Below are 22,494 nucleotides of genomic sequence, written 5' to 3'. Positions count from 1 at the left end.
TTTCTGATGAGTTTGACGAAAAAACGGCACGCGGATGAGCCGGCGCTGACAGCCCTCATCGGCCAGATGCGCCTCGCCCGAAGGGGCCCGTATCACTATAATTGCGTATCGGTTTTTCGAATTAAGGTGACGGTTACCTATGAAGTTTGTTGATGAAGTCCAGATTCGAGTCGATGCCGGTGACGGTGGTAACGGTTGTGTGAGCTTCCGCCGCGAGAAGTACATCCCGAGCGGCGGCCCGGACGGCGGTGACGGCGGTGATGGTGGCGACGTGTATCTGGTGGCCGATGAAAACCTGAACACCCTGATCGACTACCGTTTCGAGCGCTTCCACGCCGCCGAGCGTGGCGAGAACGGTCAGAGTGCCAACTGTACCGGTCGTCGCGGCAAGGACAAGATCCTGCGCGTGCCGGTGGGAACCCGTGCCACCGATGAAGACACCGGCGAATTGCTGGGGGATTTGACCAGTCACGATCAGAAGCTGCTGGTTGCCAAGGGCGGCTTCCACGGCCTTGGCAACACCCGCTTCAAGAGCTCGGTCAACCGGGCGCCGCGCCAGAAGAGCAACGGCACCCCGGGTGAAGTGCGTACCCTGAGGCTGGAGCTGCTGCTGCTGGCGGATGTCGGCATGCTGGGTCTGCCCAACGCAGGCAAGTCCACCTTCATTCGCGCCGTTTCTGCGGCCCGTCCGAAAGTGGCAGACTACCCCTTCACCACCCTGGTACCGAATCTGGGTGTGGTACGCGGTGAAAACTCCCGTTCCTTCGTCATTGCCGACATTCCTGGCCTCATTGAAGGGGCTGCCGAGGGGGCAGGCCTGGGGATCCGCTTCCTCAAGCACCTGGAGCGTTGCCGCGTCCTGATCCACCTGGTGGATATCTGCCCGGTGGATGGTTCCGATCCTGCCGAGAACGCCGTGACCATCGTCCGGGAGCTGGAAAAATACAGCCCCGAGCTGGCGGGCAAGCCGCGCTGGCTGGTGTTCAACAAGATGGACCTGATCCTGGAAGAAGAGGCTCAGGAAGTGATGGAGCGCGTCAAGGCAGCCCTCAACCACGAAGGTCCGGTCTACGCCATCACCGCCATCAGCAAGGAAGGTACCAAGAAGGTGTGCTACGACATCCTGGATCTGCTGGACACCATGCCCCGTCAGCTGGCGGAAGATGCCAGAGACGCCATCGAGAAGGTGGAGTTCAAGTGGGACGACTATCACAAGAACCAGCTTGCCAAGGCGGAAGCCGATGCCCTGGCGGCGTCCAAGGCCTTCGATGATGGTCTGGACGATGACGACTGGGACGATGAGGACGACGACGGCGTCGAAGTCATTTACGTTCGCGATTGAGCATCATGTTCGTGACAAGACCGGAGCCAGACAGGCTCCGGTTTTTTTATGGGAGGATCGACGGGGTCACCCTATAGATATATTTTTCATGTCTCTTATTGCCTGACAGTGGCTGCGGATTATACTGCGCACCTGAATGTAACCTGTATGAAACATTATGCTAACCATTCAAATTGAATCGATATGCATGGCTGTTTTGGTTTGTTCTTATGGATGGTTCGCCTGATAAAATATTTATGCTTGAAATGATCAATTAACGGCTTGTTTGTGCAGTTTTTTGGGTTATTCTTGCGCCCGTTTTCCGGGCGAGGGCATGAGTATGCAGGCGGCCCGGCTGAAGGAAAAGTCACATTTAAGGCTGTTTATATGTTGGAAAAGACCCTGGAAGCACCGGCAATCCGTACTCGCCGCAACGTGCTGATGTTTTTGATCCCGTCACTGATCGGGATCCTGCTGTTCATGACCCCGGTCATCTATGACGGCAATGTCACCATTCCCGTCGCCGTGTTGGCGAAGCTGGTTCAAACGGTGTTTGCCGATCATCTGGTGGCCATGGTCAGCGCCATCATCACCACCACCATGCTGATGACCCTGATCGCCTGGCTGTTCAAACCGGCGATCCTGGTGAAACGCCCCTTCCTCAACAGCCTGTTCAACGTCTCCCCCTTCTGGGCGTGCGTGCGGGTGCTGGGGGGGGGCTTCGTGCTGTTGACCTTCTTTGAAGCCGGTCCCGAGGTACTGCGCTCAGGGGCGACCGGCGGCCTGGTGCTGCACGATCTGCTGCCGGTACTGTTCTCCGTCTTCATCTTTGCGGGTCTGCTGCTGCCCTTGCTGCTGGATTTTGGTCTGCTGGAGTTTGTCGGTACCATGATGACCCGCATCATGCGTCCGGTGTTCCGTCTGCCGGGTCGTTCTGCGGTGGACTGCTTCGCCTCCTGGCTCGGTGATGGCAGCGTCGGGATCCTGCTGACCAGCAAGCAGTATGAAGGCAAGTTCTACACCCAGCGGGAAGCGGCCGTCATCGGTACCACCTTCTCCGCCGTCTCCATCACCTTCTGTCTGGTGGTGATCTCCCAGGTGAAGCTGGAGCATATGTTCGTCCCCTTCTACCTGACCGTCTGCCTGGCCGGTGTGGTGGCCGCCATCGTGGTACCGCGCCTGCCGCCGCTCTCCTGGAAGAAGGATGTCTACAGCGACGGTACTCCCCTGTGCCGCAAGCAGGAGGCCATCCCCCATCAGCACAGCGTGCTGAGCTACGGCTACCATCGTGCCCTGACCAAGGCCGACAGCATGACGGATCTCGGCGCCGTGGCGCGTGAAGGGGTGAAAAACGCCCTGGACATGGTATTTGGCGTGCTGCCGGTGGTGATGGCCGTCGGGACCTGTGCCCTGATGCTGGCGGAGCACACCCCGGTGTTCAACTGGCTGGGGGCGCCCTTCGTGCCTTTGCTCGAGCTGCTGCAACTGCCGGAGGCGGAAGCCGCTTCCAAGACCATCATGGTGGGCTTCGCCGACATGTTCATCCCGGCGGTGCTGGCCTCCACCATCGAGAGCGACATCACCCGCTTCGTGATCGCCGCCATGTCGGTCACCCAGCTCATCTACATGTCGGAAGTGGGCGCTCTGTTGCTGGGCAGCAAGATCCCGGTCAAGTTGTGGGAGCTGTTCGTCATCTTCCTGCTGCGCACCCTGGTCACCCTGCCGGTGATTGCCGGTGTGGCGCACCTGCTGTTCTAAGGGGCGCAGTGGAACGAAAAACGGTCAACCCGGGTTGACCGTTTTTTTATGGGCGAGTGCCAGCGGAAGGTCAGTGTGATCCTGCCAGCAGGGCCTGGCATTCTACCTCGTCCAGCTGCTCGGGGGCGAGGAAGCGTCTGGCGTAGTCCCGCCAGATGCCGCTCTCGATGAAGAGGGCAAACAGGGCCGGGTCTATGTGCTGTTCCTGCACCATCTTCACCATGATGGCCAGGGACTGGGAGACCGTCTTGCCTGACTTGTAGGGGCGATCGCTCGCCGTCAGCGCCTCGAAGATGTCTGCAATGGCCATGATGCGGGCTGGAATGCTCATCTGTCCCCCTTGCAACTGGCGCGGATAGCCCGTGCCGTCCATCCGTTCGTGATGGCCCCCCGCAATCTCCGGTACCTTGCGCAAATGGCGGGGGAAAGGAAGCTTCTCCAGCATGCGTATGGTCTGGATGATGTGATCGTTGATCTTGTAGCGCTCCTCTTCGGTGAGGGTGCCGCGGCCGATGGCGAGGTTGTAGCGCTCCCCCCTGTTGTAGAGGTGGGTGGGCACCCGCACCTTGAAGCCCCATGGGTTGTGTCGGGCGAGATTGTCGTGCTCGGGGCGAGGGATGAGATGGACCGCCTTGTCGGCGAGCAGCGACTCTCGGCAGGGGAGGGGAGAGGGGGCCTCCTGGTGGCGCTTGCGCTCCTCCTGACTGATGCCGAGCCGATCGTCCAGAGTGCGCAACCAGGTGCGGCTGGCGATGGTGGCGAGTCGCTCCAGCTTCTCCGGCGCCATCCACTCCCCTCCCAGATTGCACTCGGCCACGAAGGCGAACTCCTGATCCAGGGTGTGCCAGAGGGGGGTTACAGCCTTGAGGGCGGCCTGCTGCCCGGATGGAGGCAGCAGGGCGCAGAGCGCCTCGATGTGAGCATCCCGCTTGAGCACCTCGAAGCGGGTGCGGATCTCGTGGATCCTGTCGTAAATGGTCTCGAGTTTGGTCGCCTTGTCCACCACGAACTCCGGGGTGGTGACCTTGCCGCAGTCGTGCAGCCAGCTCGCGATATGGATGGCCTCCCACTCCTCTTCGTTGAGCCGGAAATCGGCAAAGGGCCCCGTCTGCTGTGAGCAGGCAGCCTGGGTCAGCATCCTGGCCAGTTCCGGCACCCGCTGGCAGTGGCCGCCGGTGTAGGGGCTCTTGGCATCGATGGCACCGGCGATGAGCTCGATGAAGGCTTCCAGCAGTTGCTTCTGCTCCTCCAGCAGGCGCTGGTTTTCGATGGCGGAGGAGGAAGTGCCCGCCAGCGCCTCGATGAGGCTGATGCGCGAGGCCAGTTCGCGGGCCGAGCAGTCTGGCAGGATCAGCAGCAGGCAGCCGATCAGCTCCTGACGGTGGTTGTGAAGGGGCTCGACCAGCAGTTGGCAGGCACCAGGGAAGGGGCCCCAGTCGGTGAGGTAGCGGGCCCACTGTGCCTCGTCGAGGGGCAGGCAGAGGCGCTCCGTGTGGTAGAGACCGCCGAGCAGCGCCGCCTGCCACTGTACCTGTTCGCACGCCAGCGGCTGCCCCTGCCAGATGGCGTGAACGGCCTGCATCTCGCTCTCCTGGGCCAGGAAGAGGCAGCCGCCCTCGGCCTGGGCAGCCGCCACCGTCTCGTGCAGGATGCGGCTGAGCAATGAATCGAAGCGATGCTCTGCCGCCAGCGCCCGGCCCATGTTCATGAAATTGCCGAGGGTCAGGCGCATGCTGGACATGGCGCGGGCGAGGTCGTCAATTTCGCGGATCGCCGAATCCGGCCCCGGGCTTTCGCCAAAGTCGAAGTGCTGGATCCGCTCAGCCTCCCCGGTCAATACCAGCAAAGGGGCGGCAGTGCGCCGGGCTGCCAGCCAGATGACGGGCAGCAGGAGCAGCAGACCGGCAAGGGCCCAGGCGAGATTGTGCAGTGCATCCTGGCGCGCCGGGGCGGTGAGCACCTCGGTGGGCACCAGGAGGGCGAGATAAAACGGAGACTCTTCCCCGAGGGAGGAGAGGTTGACCAGCCACTCCTGACCCTGAACCGTTGCCAGGGTCAGCTCGGCGGGGTGATGCAGCAGGGCTGGCCGCGCGGCCATCTCCTGTTGCAGCCTGGTGAGAATGGGGTGATTGAGGGCCGACAGCATGGGCAGGCGGCTCAGTTGCTCGAAGCTTGGAAGGCGCTCGGGATCCGTGGCCAGCAGGGTCCCGACCTCGTCAAACAGCACCAACTGGCTGTGACCGGGCAGGGGCAACTCGCCGATGAGGGAAGAGAGCCCCTCCATGCCCGCATCGAGTCCGATCACCGCCCGGCGATTGTCGCTCTCCACCGCCAGTGTCATGCCTGGCTCCCGGGTAGTGAAGAAGAGGTAGGGGTGGGTCACTATGATGCCGGTGTTCCAGCGCGCCTCCTTGTACCAGCCCCGATCTCGCGGATCGAAACGGTAATCCGGCATGGGGCGCCGCTCCAGCAGCCGCAGCCGCTGGTCGAAATAGAGGAACTCTCCCTGTCCCTGATGCAGGCTCTGGACCAGCAGGCGGCTCTCGGGCGGAGGCGCCTCCAACGCCCCTCTCGCCCGTTCGGTCAGCTTGCGTACCAGAAAGAAATCGCCGTCCTCGTAACCGGAATAGATGGCGCCGTAACTGGTGCTGTTGGCCAGCACTTCCGCCAGCTGGGGCAGGAAGGCTAGCCGCGTCTCGAGGTCTGTCATGGCGGACAGCTGGCCGCTGCGCAGCAGATTCAGGGACATGCGGGCCGGTCGCTGGTTCAGCTTGATGGCGAGGGCAAGCTGCTCCCGGTATTGCTGGAAGCTTTGACGTTCGTGCTCCAGCCCCTGCTGCATGCCCTGCTGGAACTGCAGCACGATGAGTGCGCCTCCCAGCAAGGAGAAGAGCAGGATGAAAAGGGTGGCAATGTGTACGTAAAAGGGTCTGCGACTGAGACTTGCGTTTGTCATGGACGGATCCTTGTCCCCTGGCGATCGCCGTATTGGTCACCTAACAGTGTGCTTGCTGGATGACAAAAAGCCTAGGACTCGATCTTGCGCTCTTCGGCCCGAAATCAACAGTCGGCCTCCGGGCTGCCCCCTTGCCCTGTGGTGAGATGATTCGTCCAGATATCTCGTGCTACATTGCTCCCCTGATAAACGCCCTGTGAACCAATGGAGTGTCCCATGTCTGTCGTCCCCTATTCTGTGCTGGATCTGGTGCCCGTTCCCGAAGGTGGTCTGCCGGCCGAGTCGTTTCGCCACTCGCTGGATCTGGCTCGCCATGCGGAGCGCTGGGGTTACCACCGCTACTGGCTGGCGGAGCACCACAACATGCCGGGCATTGCCAGCGCCGCCACAGCGGTGCTGATTGGCCACCTGGCCGGGGGCACCACGACGTTGCGGCTCGGGGCTGGCGGCATCATGTTGCCGAACCACTCCCCCCTGGTCATTGCGGAGCAGTTCGGTACGCTGAGTTCCCTCTATCCGGATCGCATCGATCTCGGCCTGGGCCGCGCCCCTGGCAGCGATCAGCGCACCATGCAGGCGCTGCGCCGCCAGCGCAGCGGCGAGGTGGATGACTTCCCGGCGGATGTACGCGAACTGATGAGTTATTTTGGCGACGAGGTCGGTGCCGTGCAGGCGGTGCCGGGTCAGGGACTCCATGTGCCCATCTGGCTGCTGGGCTCCAGCCTCTACAGTGCCCAACTGGCTGCGGCCATGGGGTTACCGTTCGGCTTTGCCTCCCACTTCGCTCCCGCCATGTTGCTGCAGGCGCTGGAGATCTACCGTACCCAATACCGCCCCTCTGCCCGCTGGCCCAAACCCCATGCAGTGGTGTGCGTGAATCTGATCGCCGCCGACACCGACCGTGAGGCCCGCTTCCTGTTCACCACCCTGCAGCAGCAGTTCCTGCGTCTCTACCGGGGGGATGCCGGCAAGCTGCCACTGCCGGTGCAGACGCTGGGGGATGAGTGGTCTCCCCGCGAATTGATGGCGATGGAGCAGACCCTGGCTCGCTCCCTGGTGGGGGAGCCGGATCGGGTACGCCACGGCCTCAAGGCTCTGCTGGCAGAGACCGGAGCGGACGAGCTGATGTTCAACGGCCCCATCGTCGATCATCAGGCGCGCCTGCGCTCCTTCGAGATTGGTGCCGAGCTGATGCAGGGGTTGTAACCCCCCGTGACGTCTGGTCGCCAGCGGCACGCCAAGCCTGGCTGCTCGGGGCGAAAAAGCCACGATTGCGTGGTAGTAAGTTTATGATTTTTAAAGGAAGTCAGGTGAGTGTCGGCCATCTGTCGTGTCGCCTCTCATCCCCTTCCCCTATGCTGGCCCTGTCAATCACCACAAGGAGCGCAAGATGATCGTCAGGAAGTTGAGATTGCAACGGGGATGGTCCCAGGAACAGCTGGCGACCCTCACTGGCCTGAGCGTTCGCACCATTCAGCGAATAGAGCAGGGCCAGCAACCCGGACTGGAATCCCTCAAGGCCCTGGCCGCCGTCTTCGAGCTCGATGTGACCCAACTGCAGGAGAGCGAGATGAAAGGGAATGAGGGCGAAGATCGGGGACGCGTGCAGGTGGCGCGGGATGAGCGGGAGGCGATGAAGTTCGTGGAGGGGCTCAGGGGCTTCTACGGCCACCTCATGAGCTATGTGCTGGTGATAGGGGGGCTGTTTGTCATCAACTACCTGAGCAACCCGGACTATATCTGGGCCTGGTGGCCCATGCTGGGATGGGGGCTGGGGCTGGCTTCTCACGCCATCAACCTGTTCCAGCCCTTCAAGCTGTTTGGCCCGGAATGGGAGCGGCGCCAGGTCGAGAAACGGCTGGGGCGCAGGCTCTGATCCGCTCATCATGAAAAAACGGGCCCGGCATTGCCGGGCCCGTTCTGTTTTCAGCTCCATTTCGCAGGAGAGGGCATTGCTCTCCTCTCAACGGCGGATCATTCCCATGTTCCGCAAAGAGCCGCTCTACTTGGCATAGGCCGGGCAGGGGGTGGCGATCAGGGCGTCGTCCTCGTAGCGCCACAGGGTGAGGCTGTTGCCCCAGACGCACCCGGTGTCGAGTCCCTTGATATCGGATTTGCCGGTGTTGCCCATCAGGGCCGCCCAGTGGCCGAAGACCAGGATGGGGTCATCCACATGGTGCTCGCGCTGCTCGAACCAGGGGCGCAGGCCCGGGGTCGATTCGGTGGGGCCCTTCTTGCATTTGAAGTCGAGGCGCCCGTCGAAGTAGCAAAAGCGCATCCGGGTGAAGCTGTTGATGATGTAGCGGTAACGCTCTATGCCCAGCAGGTTGTCGTTCCAGCTGTCGGGCTGATCGCCATACATGTTGTGCAGCAGCCAGCTGTACTGATCCCCGCGCAGCAGACTCTCCACCTCCCGGGCACAACTGCGGGCGGTGTGGGCGTCCCAGGCGGGGGAGAGGCCCGCATGCACCATCATGATGGGCAGGTCGGGGTGTTCTGCCAGCAGGGGACGGTGACGTAGCCACTCCAGCAGCTCGTCCCGATCCGGCGCCTCCATCAGCGCCTGCAGCTTGTCTTTCTTCTTGAGCGGGACGACCCCGTGGGCCACCGCCAGCAGGTGCAGGTCGTGGTTGCCGAGCACGGTGACGGCGTGCTGTCCCAGTGATTTGACGAAACGCAGGGTGTTGAGGGAGTCCGGCCCCCGGGCGACGAGATCGCCGCACAGCCAGAGCGTGTCGTTATCGAAGTCGAACTCGGCAAGATCCAGCAGACGGCGCAAATCGTCGTAGCAGCCCTGGATATCACCGACGAAACAGTTCGCCATGAAACCTCAGTTGATTATGTTGGGGACGGCCAGCGTGAAGGGGGCGATGGGGGCTTCGAATCGTTGCCCCGATTCATCCTGCAGGATGTAGCTGCCTTCCATCACGCCAAGCGGTGTGGCGAGGGGAACGCCACTCTGGTAGGAAAAGGTCTCGCCGGGGGCGATCAGGGGTTGTTCACCGACCACGCCGGGACCTTCCACTTCCAGCATCTTGCCATTGGCATCCGTAATGAGCCAGCGTCGATGCAGCAGTTGCACCGTGCCCGGACCCAGGTTCTCAATCTCGATGCGATAGAGAAAATGGTAGGGATCTGCGGTTCCCGCCACATAGCTGGGGTGGGGGCGGACCACTATCCGGGCTTGGGTCATGGGATCAGGCCTGTTGCTGGTCGGCCAGCCAGTTGGCGATCGTGACGAACTGCTCGAGGGAGAGATTCTCCGGGCGCAGGTTGCCATCGATGCCAAGCTCGGTCAGCTGGGCGTCGGTGATGAAGTTGGAGAAGCTGTTGCGAATGGTCTTGCGACGCTGGCCGAAGCCCTCGGTGCAGACCCGGTTCAAGCAACGAATGTCTTTCGCGACGATAGTCGGGTTCTTGTGCGGGATCAGACGCACCACGGCGGAATCCACCTTCGGCGCCGGCTTGAAGGCGCCCGGGCCCACTTCCAGCACCGGCACTACCTGACAGTAGTACTGGGTCATCACGCTCAGACGGCCATAGGCCTTGCTGCCCGGGCCGGCGGCCAGACGCAGCACCACTTCCTTTTGCAGCATGAAGTGCATGTCCTCCACCCGGTCGGCAAATTCGCACAGGTGGAAGATGAGCGGGGTGGAGATGTTGTAGGGCAGGTTGCCGAAGATGCGCAGCGGCCCCTTGCCTTCCCCCATCAGGGTACTGAAGTCAAAGCGCATGGCATCGGCTTCGATGACGGTCAGCTTCTCTTTCAGGGTCGGGTGTTCGCGCAGACGTGCGGCAAGATCCCGGTCCAGCTCGACCACGGTCATCTTGTCCATCTGGGCGGCGACCGGCTCGGTGAGCGCGGCCAGACCCGGGCCTATCTCCACCAGATTCTGACCCGGTTGCGGGTTGATGGCGGCCACTATCTGGTCGATCACATACCGGTCGTGCAAGAAGTTCTGACCGAAACGCTTACGGGCCGTGTGGCCCATGTGCACCTTACTGCTCATATCTTTTTTTCTCTACCATCTGGATGGCGTGGTTGATCGCGGTGGTGAGGCTGCCGGGGTCTGCCAGGTTCTTGCCTGCCAGATCCAGCGCGGTGCCGTGGTCCACCGAGGTACGGATGAAGGGAAGTCCGAGGGTGATGTTGACCGAGTTGCCAAAGCCCTTGTACTTGAGCACGGGAAGCCCCTGATCGTGGTACATGGCGAGTACCGCATCCGCATCCTTGAGGTATTTGTCCTGGAACAGGGTATCGGCCGGCAGCGGGCCGACCAGATCGATCCCTTCCTGGCGCAGGGCGACCAGGGCGGGTTCGATGACATCGATCTCTTCACGGCCCAGATGACCCCCTTCCCCGGCATGGGGATTGAGGCCGCAGACATAGATCCGGGGCTGTTCGATGCCGAATTTGCGCTTGAGATCCGCATCCAGGATGCGGATCACCTTGCCAAGGCGATCCTCGGTGATGGCCTTGGCCACATAGGCAAGGGGAATATGGGTGGTCGCGAGGGCCACTCTCAGCCCTTCGGTGGCCAGCAGCATCACCACATCGGCGGTGTCGGACTGCTGGGCGAAGAACTCGGTGTGACCGCTGAACGAGACGCCCGCCTGGTTGATGATCCCCTTGTGCACCGGCCCGGTCACCACGGCGGCAAATTCGCCGCTCAGGTTGCCGTCGCAGGCGCGCTGCAAGGTAGCCAGCACATAGGCGCCGTTGCCCTCATCCAGCTTGCCTGGCACCACGGGGGCGCCGAGCGGCACGGGGCAGACGGTCAGAGTCCCCGCCCGCTGCGGACGGGTGGGGGCGCTTTCGTCATAGGGTTCAAGCTCGACGGACAGCCCCAGCAGGGCGGCCCGTTCGCGCAACAGGGCGGGATCGGCGATCACAACCAGCTGATGGGGCCAGGCCCGCTGGGCAATCTGCAGGACCAGATCCGGGCCTATGCCAGCCGGTTCACCCGGGGTGATGGCAAGCCGGTGGCAGCTCAGCTGTGCCTCGGCGTGCCCTGGATGCGCCTTGTTCATCTGCTTGTCGCCCATCAATTGGGTTCGATCTGGATGTAGGCTTCGTCGCGCAGCTCATCCAGCCAGGCCTGGGACTCTTCGGCGAAGCGGCGGTTGAAGATGAGCTGGTAGGCGCGTTGCTCCTGGGCCTTGCCGGTGGCGTCCTGGCTGCGGCGCTCCTCGAGCTGCACGATGTGCCAGCCGTGGCTGGTACGGAAGGGTTCGCTGATCTGGCCCGGTTGCAGGCGACCCAGCATGTCGCGGAATTCCGGCACATAGACGTTGGGATCAGACCAGCCCAGCTCGCCACCCTGCACCGCAGAGCCAGGATCCTCGGAGTATTTCTCTGCCATGCTGGCAAAGCTGGCCTTGCCGCTCTTGATGTCGTGCAGGATGCCGTCCAGGGTGCCCTTGGCCTTCTCCTCGCTCAGGATGATGGAGGGCTTGATCAGGATGTGGCGCGCCTTGACCTCGGTCTGCATGACCTGTTGCTGACCCTTGGTGTCGAAGATCTTGATGATGTGCAGACCGGCGCCGGAGCGCAGCGGGCCGACGATGTCACCCTTGCCGGCCCCTTGCACGGCTTCCGCCATCAGGGTGGGCATCTCCTGCGGGCTCAACCAGCCCCAGTCACCCCCTTCCAGCGCCTTGGGACCGTTACTCTCGGCAATGGCCAGCTTGCGGAAGTCGGCCCCCTCTTTCAGGGACGCCAGAATGCGCTCGATCTTGGCCTTGGCAGCGTTGAGCTGCTCGGCATTCGGGTTGTCCGGCAGCGCGACCTGGATATGGCCGATATGATATGACGTCTGCTGCTGGCCCTGTTTGCTCAGGGCCTCGACCACCTGCTTGACCTCCTGATCGGAGATGTTGATGCGACGGCGGACCTGGCTGCGGCGCACCTCGTTCATCAGGATCTCGCGGCGCACCTCCTCACGGTACTGGGCGTAGGTCAGGCCTTCCCGCTCCAGTTGGGCGCGCAGTTGCTCCAGGTTCATCTTGTTGTCGGCGGCGATGCTCTGAATGGCCTGTTCCAGCTGGGTGTCACTGATCTTGAGCCCCTGGCGCTCCGCCAGTTGCAGTTGCAGGCTCTCCTGGATCAGGCGATCCAGCGCCTGCTTGCGCAGGGTGACGTCATCGGGCAGGGACTGGCCGCTCTCCTGGGCGGAGGCCTTGACCTTTTGCACCAGGGCCTCCTGCTGACTGGCCAGCACCACATCCTTGTTGACCACGGCAAGCACCTTGTCCATCAGCTCGGGGGCGGCGAGGGCACCCTGGCTCATGACTCCGAACAGGCCTGCGGTCAGCAGGGAAATCAACGTCTTCTTCATATCCATCTCTCAAGGCGTTTGCCAGACCGATTACTGGTCTCGCAGGTTAAACGGACGAATGTAAGGCAGTGCTTCGGTGTCCAGGGAGGTGCCCTTGGAGCCGGTACCCACGCTACCCAATCCTTTCATTTCAAATTGAATGCCGAGGCTGCGCTCGGACGTCGGGGTCAGGTTCACGTTGTCTGGCGTGTTGACCCATTCCAGGTTGAAGTTGATGCTCCAGCAGCAGGAGTCGTATTTCAGACCCACCTTGCGGTCCACTTTGACGTTCTGGTTGAGCTCCTGATAGTAGCCGCCATAAAGGTGCCAGCGATCGTCCAGCGGGGTGGTCAGCAGCAGGCCGATCTGGTTGAGATCCGTCACCTGGCCCTTGTGGTCGAGGTCGTAGTTGGCATCCCGCACGAAGCGGTGGTTCAACTGGCTGATCAACTTCTCGTGACGGTACTCCAGGGCGCTGTTGGCAGAGCTTATCTGGCGCTGTTCCATATCATATTGTGCCCCCGCATGGGCATACCACTGCTCGTTGATCTTGGCGTCACCCTCGAACGATAGCGGGGAGCGGGTATTGGTACTCAGCTCATCGCTGCTGTAAAGCTTGACCCTGGGCGCCACGAAGTCGAAGGCTTGGGCAACGGCCAACCGGATTCGTTCATCCCCGGCCGGATCATAAATGCGGGTGGTGACCCCCAAGGAGAGCCGGTTGGAGTCGCTGATGCGGTCCAGACCGGCGAAGCGGCGATCGCTGAACAGGCTGTAGTAGTCCTGGCGCATGGTGGTGGAGTCATAGACACCGATGTTGTCCTGATCCTTGTAGGGCACATAGAGGTACTGGAATTCAGGCTCCAGGGTCTGGTTGGCTCCCTCGCCAAACCACTGCTGATCCCGCTCGAAGGTCATGCCGCCCTTGAGACGGAACGAGGGCAGTACCCGGGTGATGGTCCCCTCTTCCAGGGTGACGTCGCCGCCCTCTCTCGGGGTGAAACGATTGGTGAAGGTGCTGCTCATCTGGTCAGGCACCGTCTGGTCGTAACGGGTGTACATCAGCTTGTACTGGCTGTCGAGGAAGTAACCCGCCTCGTCAACGAGGGGGATGGTTAGGGTGGGGGCCGTGTAGACCCGGGTGCCGGTGTAGGCTTCACCCTTGTTCTGCTCGATGGCCTGATCGTTGTTGTAGCCGAAGTTGGTCAGTTCGGTATTCCAGGCCAGATCGTACCAGCTTCCCTGCTGGTAGTAGTTGTGGTTGATGCGCGGCATCAGCTCGTGGGGCTGCTGGGCGCTGGCCAGCAGGATCTGGTAGGTCCGTACCTCGGCATCGAGGTTCCAGTTCTGCTGGTAGTAACCCGCCTTCAGGGATTGCTGCAACTGGTTGTCGACCTGGGTCCCCACCTTGGGGGTGAAGTCGTTGAAGTAGTTGTAGTCCTGGTCCCGTACCTTGGTGTAGTCCACCGACACCCGCATGGCGTTGTCCATGAACATGGAGGTGTGGCGGGCACTGAACAGGTAACGGTGACCATCAGAGAAATGCTGATTGAGGCTGGCCGTCTCGTCGTACTGCTTGTCGTCTGCCAGGTTCTCGAAGTAGAGGCTCCCCACGTGGGCCGGGTCCGGCATGTAGCGGAACTCGACCTGTTCCATCAGGCCCCGTCTGTCCATGAAGCGGGAGGTGATGGTGGCATCGTAGTTGGGGGCGATGTTCCAGTAGAACGGCTGGGTGATGTCCATGCCGTTCTTGGAGCTTTGGGTATAGCCCGGGTAGAGCAGACCGGTCTTGCGCTCATCCTTGATGGGGAAGTTGATATAGGGAAAGTAGAAGACCGGATAGTCATAGAGCCAGAGGCTGGCGTTCCAGGCCTCCCCAAATACCTCGGACTGATCGATGTCGATGCTGCCGGCCTTCAGGGTCCAGGCCTCCTGGCCCGGTGGGCAGGTGGTGTACTGGGCCCCTTCCAGAGTGATGTTCTGGTTGTTGTTGGTCATGGTCACCTTTTCGGCGAAGCCGCGCACCGGTGAGCCATGGACCTGATATTTGCCCTCTTCCAGCTCGGAGTTCTTGGTGTCCAGGTTGGATTTCAGGGTTTTGTCGCTGGTGACCGTGATCTGGCCATCGTTGTAATAGATGTTGCCGATGGCGATGACATCCCGGCTCTTCTGGTCGAGCTGGGCATAGTCGGAGTCGAACTTGCGCACGCCCTGGCGCACCTTGACGTCACCCTCGTAGACGGCGGTACCGCCCTGCTTGGCCTCCAGGCGATCGGCATCCACCTCGACGGGCTGGGCATTGGCGTCCTGGTCCGCACTGGGCTTCTCTATCTTGGGAACATAGTCATAGCAGAGGCTGTCGAGGATCCCGGTAGCGGGTGGCGCATTGAGTGGCGCTGCCTGGGCCATGAGCGGGCTCAGGGCAGGAACAAGGCTGATGGTCAGGGCGATGGGACAGGAGTATCCCAGTGTCCATTTTGTCATGTGAAAGGCTCGCGCAATCCGTAGTAAAAACGGTGGATTCAGGGCATGCATTTTATGTCAGGATCCATCGAGTTGACATTGCATGTCATTGCTTTATGTTAGCCGGCAATGATAAAGCATTATTGCGGCCAGGGCTAACAGCCAAGTGCTGCTTTCCAATTTGGTTCCCGACTCATGCACGATCGCGCTTCCCTGCTTTTGCAATGGGCTCGCCGGATTTCCGGTGACGCCAACCTCTCGTTGACGCTTATTTCCGGTGACGCCAGTTTCCGCCGCTACTTCCGGGGCGGCGGTCTGGTGTGGGTGGATGCTAATCCGAAAACCGAAAAAAATCATGAATTCGTTCGCAATGCGGCCGCCCTGCACGATGCGGGGCTGCTGGCCCCCGAGGTAAAGGGGGTCGACTACGAGCAGGGATTGCTGGCGGTGACGGACCTGGGGGATACCCAGCTTATCGGCTGCCTGAACGAAGCGAGCGTACTGGCCTGGTATGGCAAGGCCATCGCCCTGTTGCCAAGGCTCGGCACCGTGACGCTCGAGCTCGAGCCCTTCGATGAGGCCTTCATGGCCCGCGAAAATGCCATCTTCCCCGAGTGGTTGCTGGGACATCACCTGCAACTGACCCTGAGTGATGAAGAGCAGCAGTTGCTGGCGGAGACCTTCGCCTGCCTCACGGCGAGCAACCAGGCCCAGCCACAAGGAGTGATGCACCGGGACTTCCACAGCCGCAACCTGATGGTGTGCGGCGGGATGAACCCGACGGAGAGCGACCTCGCCCTTATTGACTTCCAGGACATGGTCATCGGGCCGCTGAGCTATGACCTGGTTTCCCTGCTCAAAGACTGCTACGTGCGCTGGCCGGACGCGGTGATCGAGCAGGGCATGCGACTTGGCTTCGACACCCTGCAAGGGGCCGGCCTGCTCGGCAATCTGGACTATGCCGCGTTTCGTCGCGCAGCCGATCTCACCGGCATGCAGCGCCATCTCAAGGCGGCGGGTCTCTTCACCCGCCTCTATCACCGCGATGGCAAGGCCGGCTACCTCAAGGACATTCCCCGCACCCTCGGCTATGTGGTCGATGTCTGTCGCAGCCATGGCGCCGCCTATCCGGTGCTGGCCCGCTTCGGCCAGTGGCTGGAGCAGGTGGTGCTGCCCGGATTGGCGCGCACCGGGGTGACACCATGAAGGCGATGATCCTGGCCGCGGGGCGGGGGGAGCGGATGCGCCCGCTCACCGATCTGCTGCCCAAGCCGCTGCTGGCGGCGGGGGGCAAGCCGCTCATCGTGCACCACATCGAGAAGCTGGCTGCTGCCGGGGTGACCCAGCTTGTGATCAACCACGCCTGGCTCGGACACAAGCTGGTGGCGGCCCTCGGCGATGGCAGTGCGCTCGGGGTATCCATCCACTGGTCGGCCGAAGAGAGCGCGCTCGAGACCGCCGGCGGCATCGTGCAGGCGCTGCCTCTGCTGGGCAGCGAACCCTTTCTGGTGATCAACGGCGATACCTGGCTCGACCTGGATTATCGCGCTCTGGTGAACCAGCCGCTTGGGGAGGATCTCGCCCACCTCTGGCTGGTGCCCAACCCTCCCCAGCATCCGCAAGGGGACTTCTCCCTGCAAGCGGGTCGGGTGCTGGACACCCCGGCCCTCACCTTCAGCGGCGTCGGCCTCTATCAGCCCGCCGCCTTTGCCGGCTTGCCCTGCGGGGCGCGCAAGCTGGCTCCCCTGCTGTGCGACTGGATGGTGCAGGGACGGGTGGGTGGCAGCCTGCTGGCAGGCGAGTGGCGCGACATCGGCACAGTGGATCGGCTGCGCGAGCTGGACGAGCAACTGCTCGCCGGCACCCATTAACTTCACGAGGTCTTGAACCATGCGTATTTGGGGCAAGGTGCTTGGCACCTTCTTCGGTTTTTTGCTCGGCAACATCTTCGGTGCCCTGCTGGGCCTGTGGATCGGCCATCGCTTCGATCGGGGCATGGGGATCCGCGGGGCCTTCCAGCGGGCACCCAGCCAGCAACAGCAGGCCGTTTTCTTCCATGCCACCTTCGCCGTCATGGGCCACATCGCCAAGGCGAGCGGCCAGGTCACCGAGCATGAAATACGGGTCGCATCCAACCTGATGGACAGGATGCGGCTGGCCGGAGAGCAGCGGGTACGGGCCCAGGAGTCATTCCGCCAGGGCAAGGAGGCGGACTTCCCCCTGCGCGAGACCCTGGCGGAGTTTCGCCAGGCGAGCCTGGGGCAGCGTGACATACTGCGCTTCTTCCTCGAGGTCCAGCTGCAGGCCGCCTTCGCCGACGGTCAGGTGGAGGCGAACGAGCGGGCCATCCTGCAAACCATCGCTGACGAGCTGGGGTTCAGTCGCATCGAGCTTGCCCGCATTCTGGCCATGGCCGAGGCCCAGATGAACTTCTTCCACCGCCAGCAACAGCAGGGCAGTGGCCAGGGGCAGCAATACCGTCAGGAGCCCCCCTCCCGGGATCGCCTCAAGGATGCCTATCAGTTGCTCGGGGTGAACGAGAGCGACAGCGATCAGGAGATCAAGCGCGCCTATCGCAAGGAGATGAGCAAGCATCACCCTGACAAGCTGGCCGCCAAGGGATTGCCCCCCGAGATGATGGAGATGGCCAAGGAGAAGACCCAGGAGATCCAGCAGGCCTGGGAGTGGATCCGTGAGGCCCGCGGCATCCGCTGAGCCCTGTACCCGCCATAAAAAAATGCCCGTCGATGACGGGCATTTTTGTTTTCAGAGTCTGGTTTTTCTTTTCATGGAAGAAAAATCAGTGGGCATCGACCCAGACAAACTTGAGGACGAAGAGCAGGGCCACCACCAGCACGCAGGGGTTGATCTCGCGCCAGCGGCCTGTGCCCGCCTTCATCACGCAGTAGGAGATGAAGCCCACGGCGATCCCCTCGGTGATGGAGAAGCTGAACGGCATCATCACCGCGGTCATGAAGGCCGGCACCGCTTCGGTCAGGTCTTCCCACTTCACCCGGGTCAGCTCGGAGCACATCAGCACGCCCACGTAGATGAGGGCCCCCGCTGCGGCATACGCCGGCACCATGGCGGCCACCGGAGAGAAGAAGATGGCTAGCAGGAAGAGGATGCCCACCACGATGGCGGTCAGGCCGGTGCGACCACCGACGGCGACGCCGGAGCTGCTCTCGATGTATGCCGTCACGGACGAGGTCCCCATGAAGGCGCCGCCGACGGAGCTGACGCTGTCCACCACCAGGGCCTGCTTCATGCGCGGGAAGTGCCCCTTGTCATCGGCCAGCTTGGCGCGGTTGGTCACGCCGATCAGGGTGCCGGAAGAGTCGAACAGGTTGACCAGCATGAAGGAGAAGATGATCCCGGCGAGGCTGATGTCCAGCGATCCCATCAGGTCCAGCTGGCCGAAGACCGGTGTAATGCTCGGCGGCACGGAGACGAAGCCCTTGAAGGTGACGTCGCCGAACAGCCAGCCCAGGGTGGTGGTCACCACGATGGCGATGAGCACGGCTGAGTGGACGCCGCGGGCGGAGAAGATGCAGATCAGGAAGAAACCGAGCAGCCCCAGCAGGCAGGGCAGGGAGGTGAGGTTGCCCACGGTCACCATGGTGGCGGGGCTCGCGACCACGATGCCGGCATTGTGCAGGCCGAGCAGGGCGATGAGCAGACCGATGCCGGCGGTGATGCCGACCCGAAGTGTCAGGGGAATGTTGGCGATGAGCCAGTAGCGTACCCGCAGCAGGGTCAGGATCAGCAGGCCCAGCGCACCCCAGAAGATGGTGCCCATGCCCACTTGCCATGAGTAGCCCATGCCGGCCACCACCACGAAGGCGAAGAAGGCGTTGAGGCCCATGGCGGGAGCCAGGGCGATGGGCAGGTTGGCCAGCAGACCCATCAGGATGCTGCCGATGCCGGCGATGAGGCAGGTGGTAACGAACACGGCCTGGGTATCCATGCCTGCCGCAGAGAGGATCTGCGGGTTGACGAAGACGATGTAGACCATGGTCAGGAAGGTGGTGATGCCGGCGATCACCTCGGTGCGGGCCGTGGTGCCATGACCGCGCAGGGCAAACAGGCGCTCGAGCAATCCCTGCCCGGCAGCCGGGCTGGCGGTCTGCCCGGTAGCGTGATGTGGTTGATTCATGTTGGATTCCAATGGGTGACGTGAAATAGGCAGCAGGGGGCCCGGCCCATCCATGCGGGGCGACGGACCCTGATTCTGGCGGTGAAGTGACCAGACTCGTCCTGATACCGTGACAGCGCGCACATTTTCACACAGGCGGCCAGGTTTACAAACCCCGGATGTGCGAGGCGGATCAATGAATAGAGTAAAAATTCAAACGTTTTCTCCCGGAGGCCGGAGAAAGGGGACCAATAGAGCCCCGTTTCCACATCGGGATCAACGGTTTTTCTGGTAGCGTTCGATAAGCTGGCTCAGCACGGCATCGCTCTGCTCCAGCAAGGGATCGAGGGCCAACCCCATGCGTTGCAGCAGCAGGGTGGCCTGGGTTTCACTCAAGGGGCGGCCATCAAGGAAGTAGGCCTGCTCGGCCAGTTGCTTGTCATGGCGGGGCAGCAGCACCCAGTGCACCCGTCGGGGTTCGATGGCGGCGAGGATCCGGTTGGCGGCCGCGCAGAAGGTATCGATGTGCTGCTTGCCATCCGGCCCCAGGCAGCCGGGTTCGAGCCGGATCTGGATGGTGAGTCTGGTGGTGGAGGCTTGGGTCATGGGTCGCTATCGCTGGAGAATAGGTGGAGATTGTAAGTCAGAAGAGGCAAAAAAGGGGAGCCCCGGCTCCCCTTGTGACGTCATGCCTGGCGGCGCGGCTGTTGCCTCGCCTTACTTGGCAATGCGCTTGTACTTGGCGCGGCGCGGCTGGATAGCCTCGGCACCGTAGGTCTTCTTCTTCCACTCTTCGTATTCGGTGAAGTTGCCTTCAAAGAACTCGATCTTGCCCTCGTCCTGGTAGTCCAGAATGTGGGTGGCGATGCGGTCGAGGAACCAGCGGTCGTGGGAGATGACCATGGCGCAACCCGGGAACTCCAGCAGGGCGTTCTCGAGGGCGCGCAGGGTTTCGATGTCCAGATCGTTGGTCGGTTCATCCAGCAGCAGCACGTTGCCGCCGGTCTGCAGCAGCTTGGCCAGGTGCAGACGGCCACGTTCACCACCGGAGAGCTCGCCGACCCGCTTCTGCTGGTCGGAACCCTTGAAGTTGAAGCGGCCGATGTAGGCGCGGCTCGGGAACTCGTAGTTGCCGATGCGCAGGATGTCCTGGCCGTCGGCGACTTCCTCGAACACCGTCTTCTTGTCGTTCATGCTGTCGCGGAACTGATCCACGGAGGCCAGCACCACGGTGTCACCCAGGGTGATGGAACCGGAATCCGGCTGCTCCTGACCCGACATCATGCGGAACAGGGTCGATTTACCGGCACCGTTCGGACCGATGATACCGACGATGGCACCCTTCGGAATGGAGAAGGAGAGATCGTCGATCAGCTGGCGGTCGCCATAGGACTTGCAGAGGTTGGCCACCTCCACCACCTTGTCGCCCAGGCGCGGTCCGGGCGGAATGAACAGCTCGTTGGTCTCGTTGCGCTTCTGGTAGTCGTTGGTGTTGAGCTCTTCGAAGCGAGCCATACGAGCCTTGGATTTGGCCTGACGGCCTTTCGGGTTCTGACGAACCCACTCCAGTTCCTTCTCGATGGACTTGCGACGGGCGGCTTCGGAACTCGCTTCCTGGGCCAGACGGGCATCTTTTTGCTCCAGCCAGGAGGAGTAGTTGCCCTCCCAGGGGATGCCTTCGCCGCGGTCCAGCTCCAGGATCCAGCCCGCCACGTTGTCGAGGAAGTAGCGGTCGTGGGTGATGGCCACGACGGTGCCTTCGTAGTCGTGCAGGAAGCGCTCCAGCCAGGCCACGGATTCCGCATCCAGGTGGTTGGTCGGTTCGTCCAGCAGCAGCATGTCCGGTTTTTCCAGCAGCAGGCGGCACAGGGCCACGCGGCGGCGCTCACCACCGGAGAGGTGCTTGATCTGGGCATCCCAGGCCGGCAGGCGCAGGGCATCGGCCGCGCGCTCCAGCTGGTTTTCCATGTTGTGGCCGCCCTGGGCGGCGATGATGGCTTCCAGCTCGCCCTGTTCGCGGGCCAGCTTGTCAAAATCCGCATCCGGGTCGGCATAGGCTGCATAGACCTCGTCGAGGCGCGCCATGGCGCGTTTGACGTCGCCGACCGCCTCTTCGACCGCTTCGCGTACGGTCTGCTCCGGATCCAGCTTCGGCTCCTGGGGTAGGTAGCCGATCTTGATGCCGGGCTGCGGACGGGCTTCCCCTTCGATCTCGGTGTCGATACCCGCCATGATGCGCAGCAGGGTCGATTTCCCGGCGCCGTTCAGACCCAGCACGCCTATTTTGGCCCCCGGGAAGAAGGAGAGGGAGATGTTCTTGAGAATATGACGCTTGGGCGGCACGACCTTGCCAACCCTGTTCATGGTGTAAATAAATTGAGCCATTGGCTAATTCTCTTCCTTTCAGCAGTTTAATGTCTTGGCATTAACAAACTGATGTCGTGGTGGGGCCGGGTCGACGGGCCGTCAACCCGGTTCCAAAAAACCCGTCGATTGTAAACCAATGGGACAGGGGCGGCAAAGCCGGGCGCCGCAGGCCGGGACGGCCGACAGGCGCGAGGGAAGAGGGGCAACCGGGCAAGCTCAGCGCGGTGAGCTGCGACGGGCAGGTTTGTCAGGATCCTGCCCCGAGTAGTAGAGCACCCGCTGCACATACTCCTGGGTTTCCTGATAGGGCGGCACACCGCCGTGGCGCAGCACGGCTTGCTCCCCGGCGTTGTAGGCGGCGCTGATCCTCACCCAGTCCGGACCGAACTGCTTCTCCAGCCACTTCAGGTAGATCATGGCGCCACGGATGTTCTGCTGGGCATCGAACGGCCGGGTCACGCCGAAGCGGGCCTGGGTTTCGGGAATGAGCTGCATGACGCCCTGTGCCTGTTTGGGGGAGACGGCGGTGCTGTTCAGATTGGATTCGGCGATGGCGATGGCCAGGGCGAGCTGGGGGTCCACTTTGTGACGCTGGGCGGCCTGGCGGATCATGACGGCCAGCTTTTGCTTGGCCTGTGACTGTCTGGCCAGGTAGCGCTCCTGATCGAAGGGGGTGCTGGGGCGTACCCAGGGAGCACCACCGCCTCCGATGCCGCAGGTACCCAGGGGGGCATTGCCGACCCGCTCGTTGTAGTAACGGGCGGCCTGCTGGTTGCCAAGGCGCATGGCCATGGCCAGGTAGGCGTTGGCGCTGCGGGCATTGCGGATCCCCTGGGGGCCGCGGGCCAGCAGGCGGCCGATGCGGTAATAGGCTTCCGGGTTGCCAAGGTTGGCGGCGGTGCAGTAGTGGGCGATCGCCTGCCTCGGATTGCCCTGTTCCATGGCGGCGCCTTGGCGCAGTGCGCTCATGGCCTTGGGGGCCTGACGAAAGGGATCTGCGTGGGAAGTGGTGGCCAGCAGTATCAGGAGTCCCCAGCCCCAGAGTAGTTTTTTCATGGAAACCTCGTCTTTGGTATCCGCAACATATAGGCCCGATCCGGGGAGGTACGCCAGCCAGCAGATGGAACATCTGGTTATGTGGGTGAGCAACAGAGATGAAAACGGTATGGAACTTTTG

Annotated in this window: 18 protein-coding genes; 7 read left to right on the top strand and 11 right to left on the bottom strand. The window is 62.3% G+C overall.

Annotated elements, in window-relative coordinates:
- The first annotated feature begins 139 nt into the window (after positions 1-139).
- Together cgtA and C3F36_RS05880 are read left to right on the top strand one after the other, a co-directional pair.
- Complete coding sequence (gene cgtA, locus C3F36_RS05885) at positions 140-1,342, top strand: Obg family GTPase CgtA (RefSeq protein ID WP_104454699.1); 1,203 nt, start codon at positions 140-142, stop codon at positions 1,340-1,342.
- 366 nt (positions 1,343-1,708) lie between these two features.
- On the top strand, positions 1,709-3,079 hold the full coding sequence (locus C3F36_RS05880; protein ID WP_104454698.1) for a YjiH family protein: 1,371 nt from the start codon (positions 1,709-1,711) through the stop codon (positions 3,077-3,079).
- Between the two features lie 70 nt (positions 3,080-3,149).
- Here the strand turns inward: C3F36_RS05880 and C3F36_RS05875 are convergent, their stop codons facing one another.
- Complete coding sequence (locus tag C3F36_RS05875; RefSeq protein WP_104454697.1) at positions 3,150-6,035, bottom strand: HD domain-containing phosphohydrolase; 2,886 nt, start codon at positions 6,033-6,035, stop codon at positions 3,150-3,152.
- 216 nt (positions 6,036-6,251) lie between these two features.
- Between C3F36_RS05875 and C3F36_RS05870 the strand changes: the two genes are divergently transcribed.
- Together C3F36_RS05870 and C3F36_RS05865 are read left to right on the top strand one after the other, a co-directional pair.
- Positions 6,252-7,241 carry a luciferase-like monooxygenase gene (locus tag C3F36_RS05870; protein WP_010673203.1) on the top strand — a complete coding sequence of 330 codons (990 nt, stop codon included), beginning with the start codon at positions 6,252-6,254 and terminating at the stop codon, positions 7,239-7,241.
- Positions 7,242-7,425: 184 nt separating this feature from the next.
- Positions 7,426-7,911 carry a 2TM domain-containing protein gene (locus C3F36_RS05865; protein WP_041211140.1) on the top strand — a complete coding sequence of 162 codons (486 nt, stop codon included), beginning with the start codon at positions 7,426-7,428 and terminating at the stop codon, positions 7,909-7,911.
- A 126-nt stretch (positions 7,912-8,037) separates the two neighbouring features.
- Here C3F36_RS05865 and C3F36_RS05860 read toward each other — a convergent pair whose 3' ends face one another.
- Genes C3F36_RS05860 through lptD form a run of 6 tightly spaced genes read right to left on the bottom strand, consistent with a single transcriptional unit; the run spans position 8,038 to position 14,836 of the window.
- Entirely contained in the window at positions 8,038-8,859 is an 822-nt protein-coding gene (locus C3F36_RS05860) for a symmetrical bis(5'-nucleosyl)-tetraphosphatase (protein ID WP_104454696.1), read from the bottom strand.
- 6 nt (positions 8,860-8,865) lie between these two features.
- Complete coding sequence (gene apaG, locus C3F36_RS05855; protein WP_039040023.1) at positions 8,866-9,228, bottom strand: Co2+/Mg2+ efflux protein ApaG; 363 nt, start codon at positions 9,226-9,228, stop codon at positions 8,866-8,868.
- A gap of 4 nt (positions 9,229-9,232) precedes the next feature.
- Positions 9,233-10,045, bottom strand: a complete 813-nt coding sequence (gene rsmA / locus C3F36_RS05850) for a 16S rRNA (adenine(1518)-N(6)/adenine(1519)-N(6))-dimethyltransferase RsmA (RefSeq protein WP_010673207.1) — start codon at positions 10,043-10,045, stop codon at positions 9,233-9,235.
- On the bottom strand, positions 10,035-11,030 hold the full coding sequence (gene pdxA, locus C3F36_RS05845; protein WP_042881321.1) for a 4-hydroxythreonine-4-phosphate dehydrogenase PdxA: 996 nt from the start codon (positions 11,028-11,030) through the stop codon (positions 10,035-10,037). The genes rsmA and pdxA overlap by 11 nt, the downstream gene beginning before the upstream one ends.
- 50 nt (positions 11,031-11,080) lie before the next feature.
- Entirely contained in the window at positions 11,081-12,373 is a 1,293-nt protein-coding gene (gene surA / locus C3F36_RS05840; protein WP_048208296.1) for a peptidylprolyl isomerase SurA, read from the bottom strand.
- 30 nt (positions 12,374-12,403) lie between these two features.
- Positions 12,404-14,836: an LPS assembly protein LptD gene (lptD, locus tag C3F36_RS05835; protein ID WP_104454695.1), complete on the bottom strand. Its 2,433-nt coding sequence runs from the start codon at positions 14,834-14,836 to the stop codon at positions 12,404-12,406.
- Between the two features lie 174 nt (positions 14,837-15,010).
- Here lptD and C3F36_RS05830 point away from each other — a divergent pair, with 174 nt between their 5' ends.
- The 3 genes from C3F36_RS05830 to djlA are packed head-to-tail and all read left to right on the top strand — an operon-like array spanning position 15,011 to position 17,530.
- A complete protein-coding gene (locus tag C3F36_RS05830) occupies positions 15,011-16,021 on the top strand; it encodes an aminoglycoside phosphotransferase family protein (RefSeq protein WP_104454694.1) in 1,011 nt (336 codons plus the stop codon).
- Positions 16,018-16,686, top strand: coding sequence for an N-acetylmuramate alpha-1-phosphate uridylyltransferase MurU (gene murU, locus C3F36_RS05825; protein ID WP_104454693.1), 669 nt, complete (start codon positions 16,018-16,020; stop codon positions 16,684-16,686). The genes C3F36_RS05830 and murU overlap by 4 nt, the downstream gene beginning before the upstream one ends.
- A gap of 19 nt (positions 16,687-16,705) precedes the next feature.
- Complete coding sequence (djlA, locus tag C3F36_RS05820; protein WP_104454692.1) at positions 16,706-17,530, top strand: co-chaperone DjlA; 825 nt, start codon at positions 16,706-16,708, stop codon at positions 17,528-17,530.
- 85 nt (positions 17,531-17,615) lie between these two features.
- Here djlA and C3F36_RS05815 read toward each other — a convergent pair whose 3' ends face one another.
- The 4 genes from C3F36_RS05815 to C3F36_RS05800 all read right to left on the bottom strand — a co-directional run bounded on the left by C3F36_RS05815 (position 17,616) and on the right by C3F36_RS05800 (position 22,373).
- Entirely contained in the window at positions 17,616-18,971 is a 1,356-nt protein-coding gene (locus C3F36_RS05815; RefSeq protein ID WP_104454691.1) for an NCS2 family permease, read from the bottom strand.
- Between the two features lie 255 nt (positions 18,972-19,226).
- The gene (locus C3F36_RS05810) at positions 19,227-19,556 is read right to left on the bottom strand and encodes a hypothetical protein (protein ID WP_039040029.1); all 330 of its coding nucleotides are present in this window, start codon (positions 19,554-19,556) and stop codon (positions 19,227-19,229) included.
- Between the two features lie 111 nt (positions 19,557-19,667).
- On the bottom strand, positions 19,668-21,335 hold the full coding sequence (gene ettA, locus C3F36_RS05805; protein WP_010673216.1) for an energy-dependent translational throttle protein EttA: 1,668 nt from the start codon (positions 21,333-21,335) through the stop codon (positions 19,668-19,670).
- Between the two features lie 198 nt (positions 21,336-21,533).
- Positions 21,534-22,373, bottom strand: a complete 840-nt coding sequence (locus tag C3F36_RS05800) for a lytic transglycosylase domain-containing protein (protein WP_104454690.1) — start codon at positions 22,371-22,373, stop codon at positions 21,534-21,536.
- Positions 22,374-22,494 lie beyond the last annotated feature (121 nt).

Source organism: Aeromonas sp. ASNIH2 (genome assembly GCF_002934795.1).
GTDB lineage: Bacteria > Pseudomonadota > Gammaproteobacteria > Enterobacterales > Aeromonadaceae > Aeromonas > Aeromonas caviae.
This window is presented reverse-complemented; position numbering and strand designations above follow the sequence as displayed.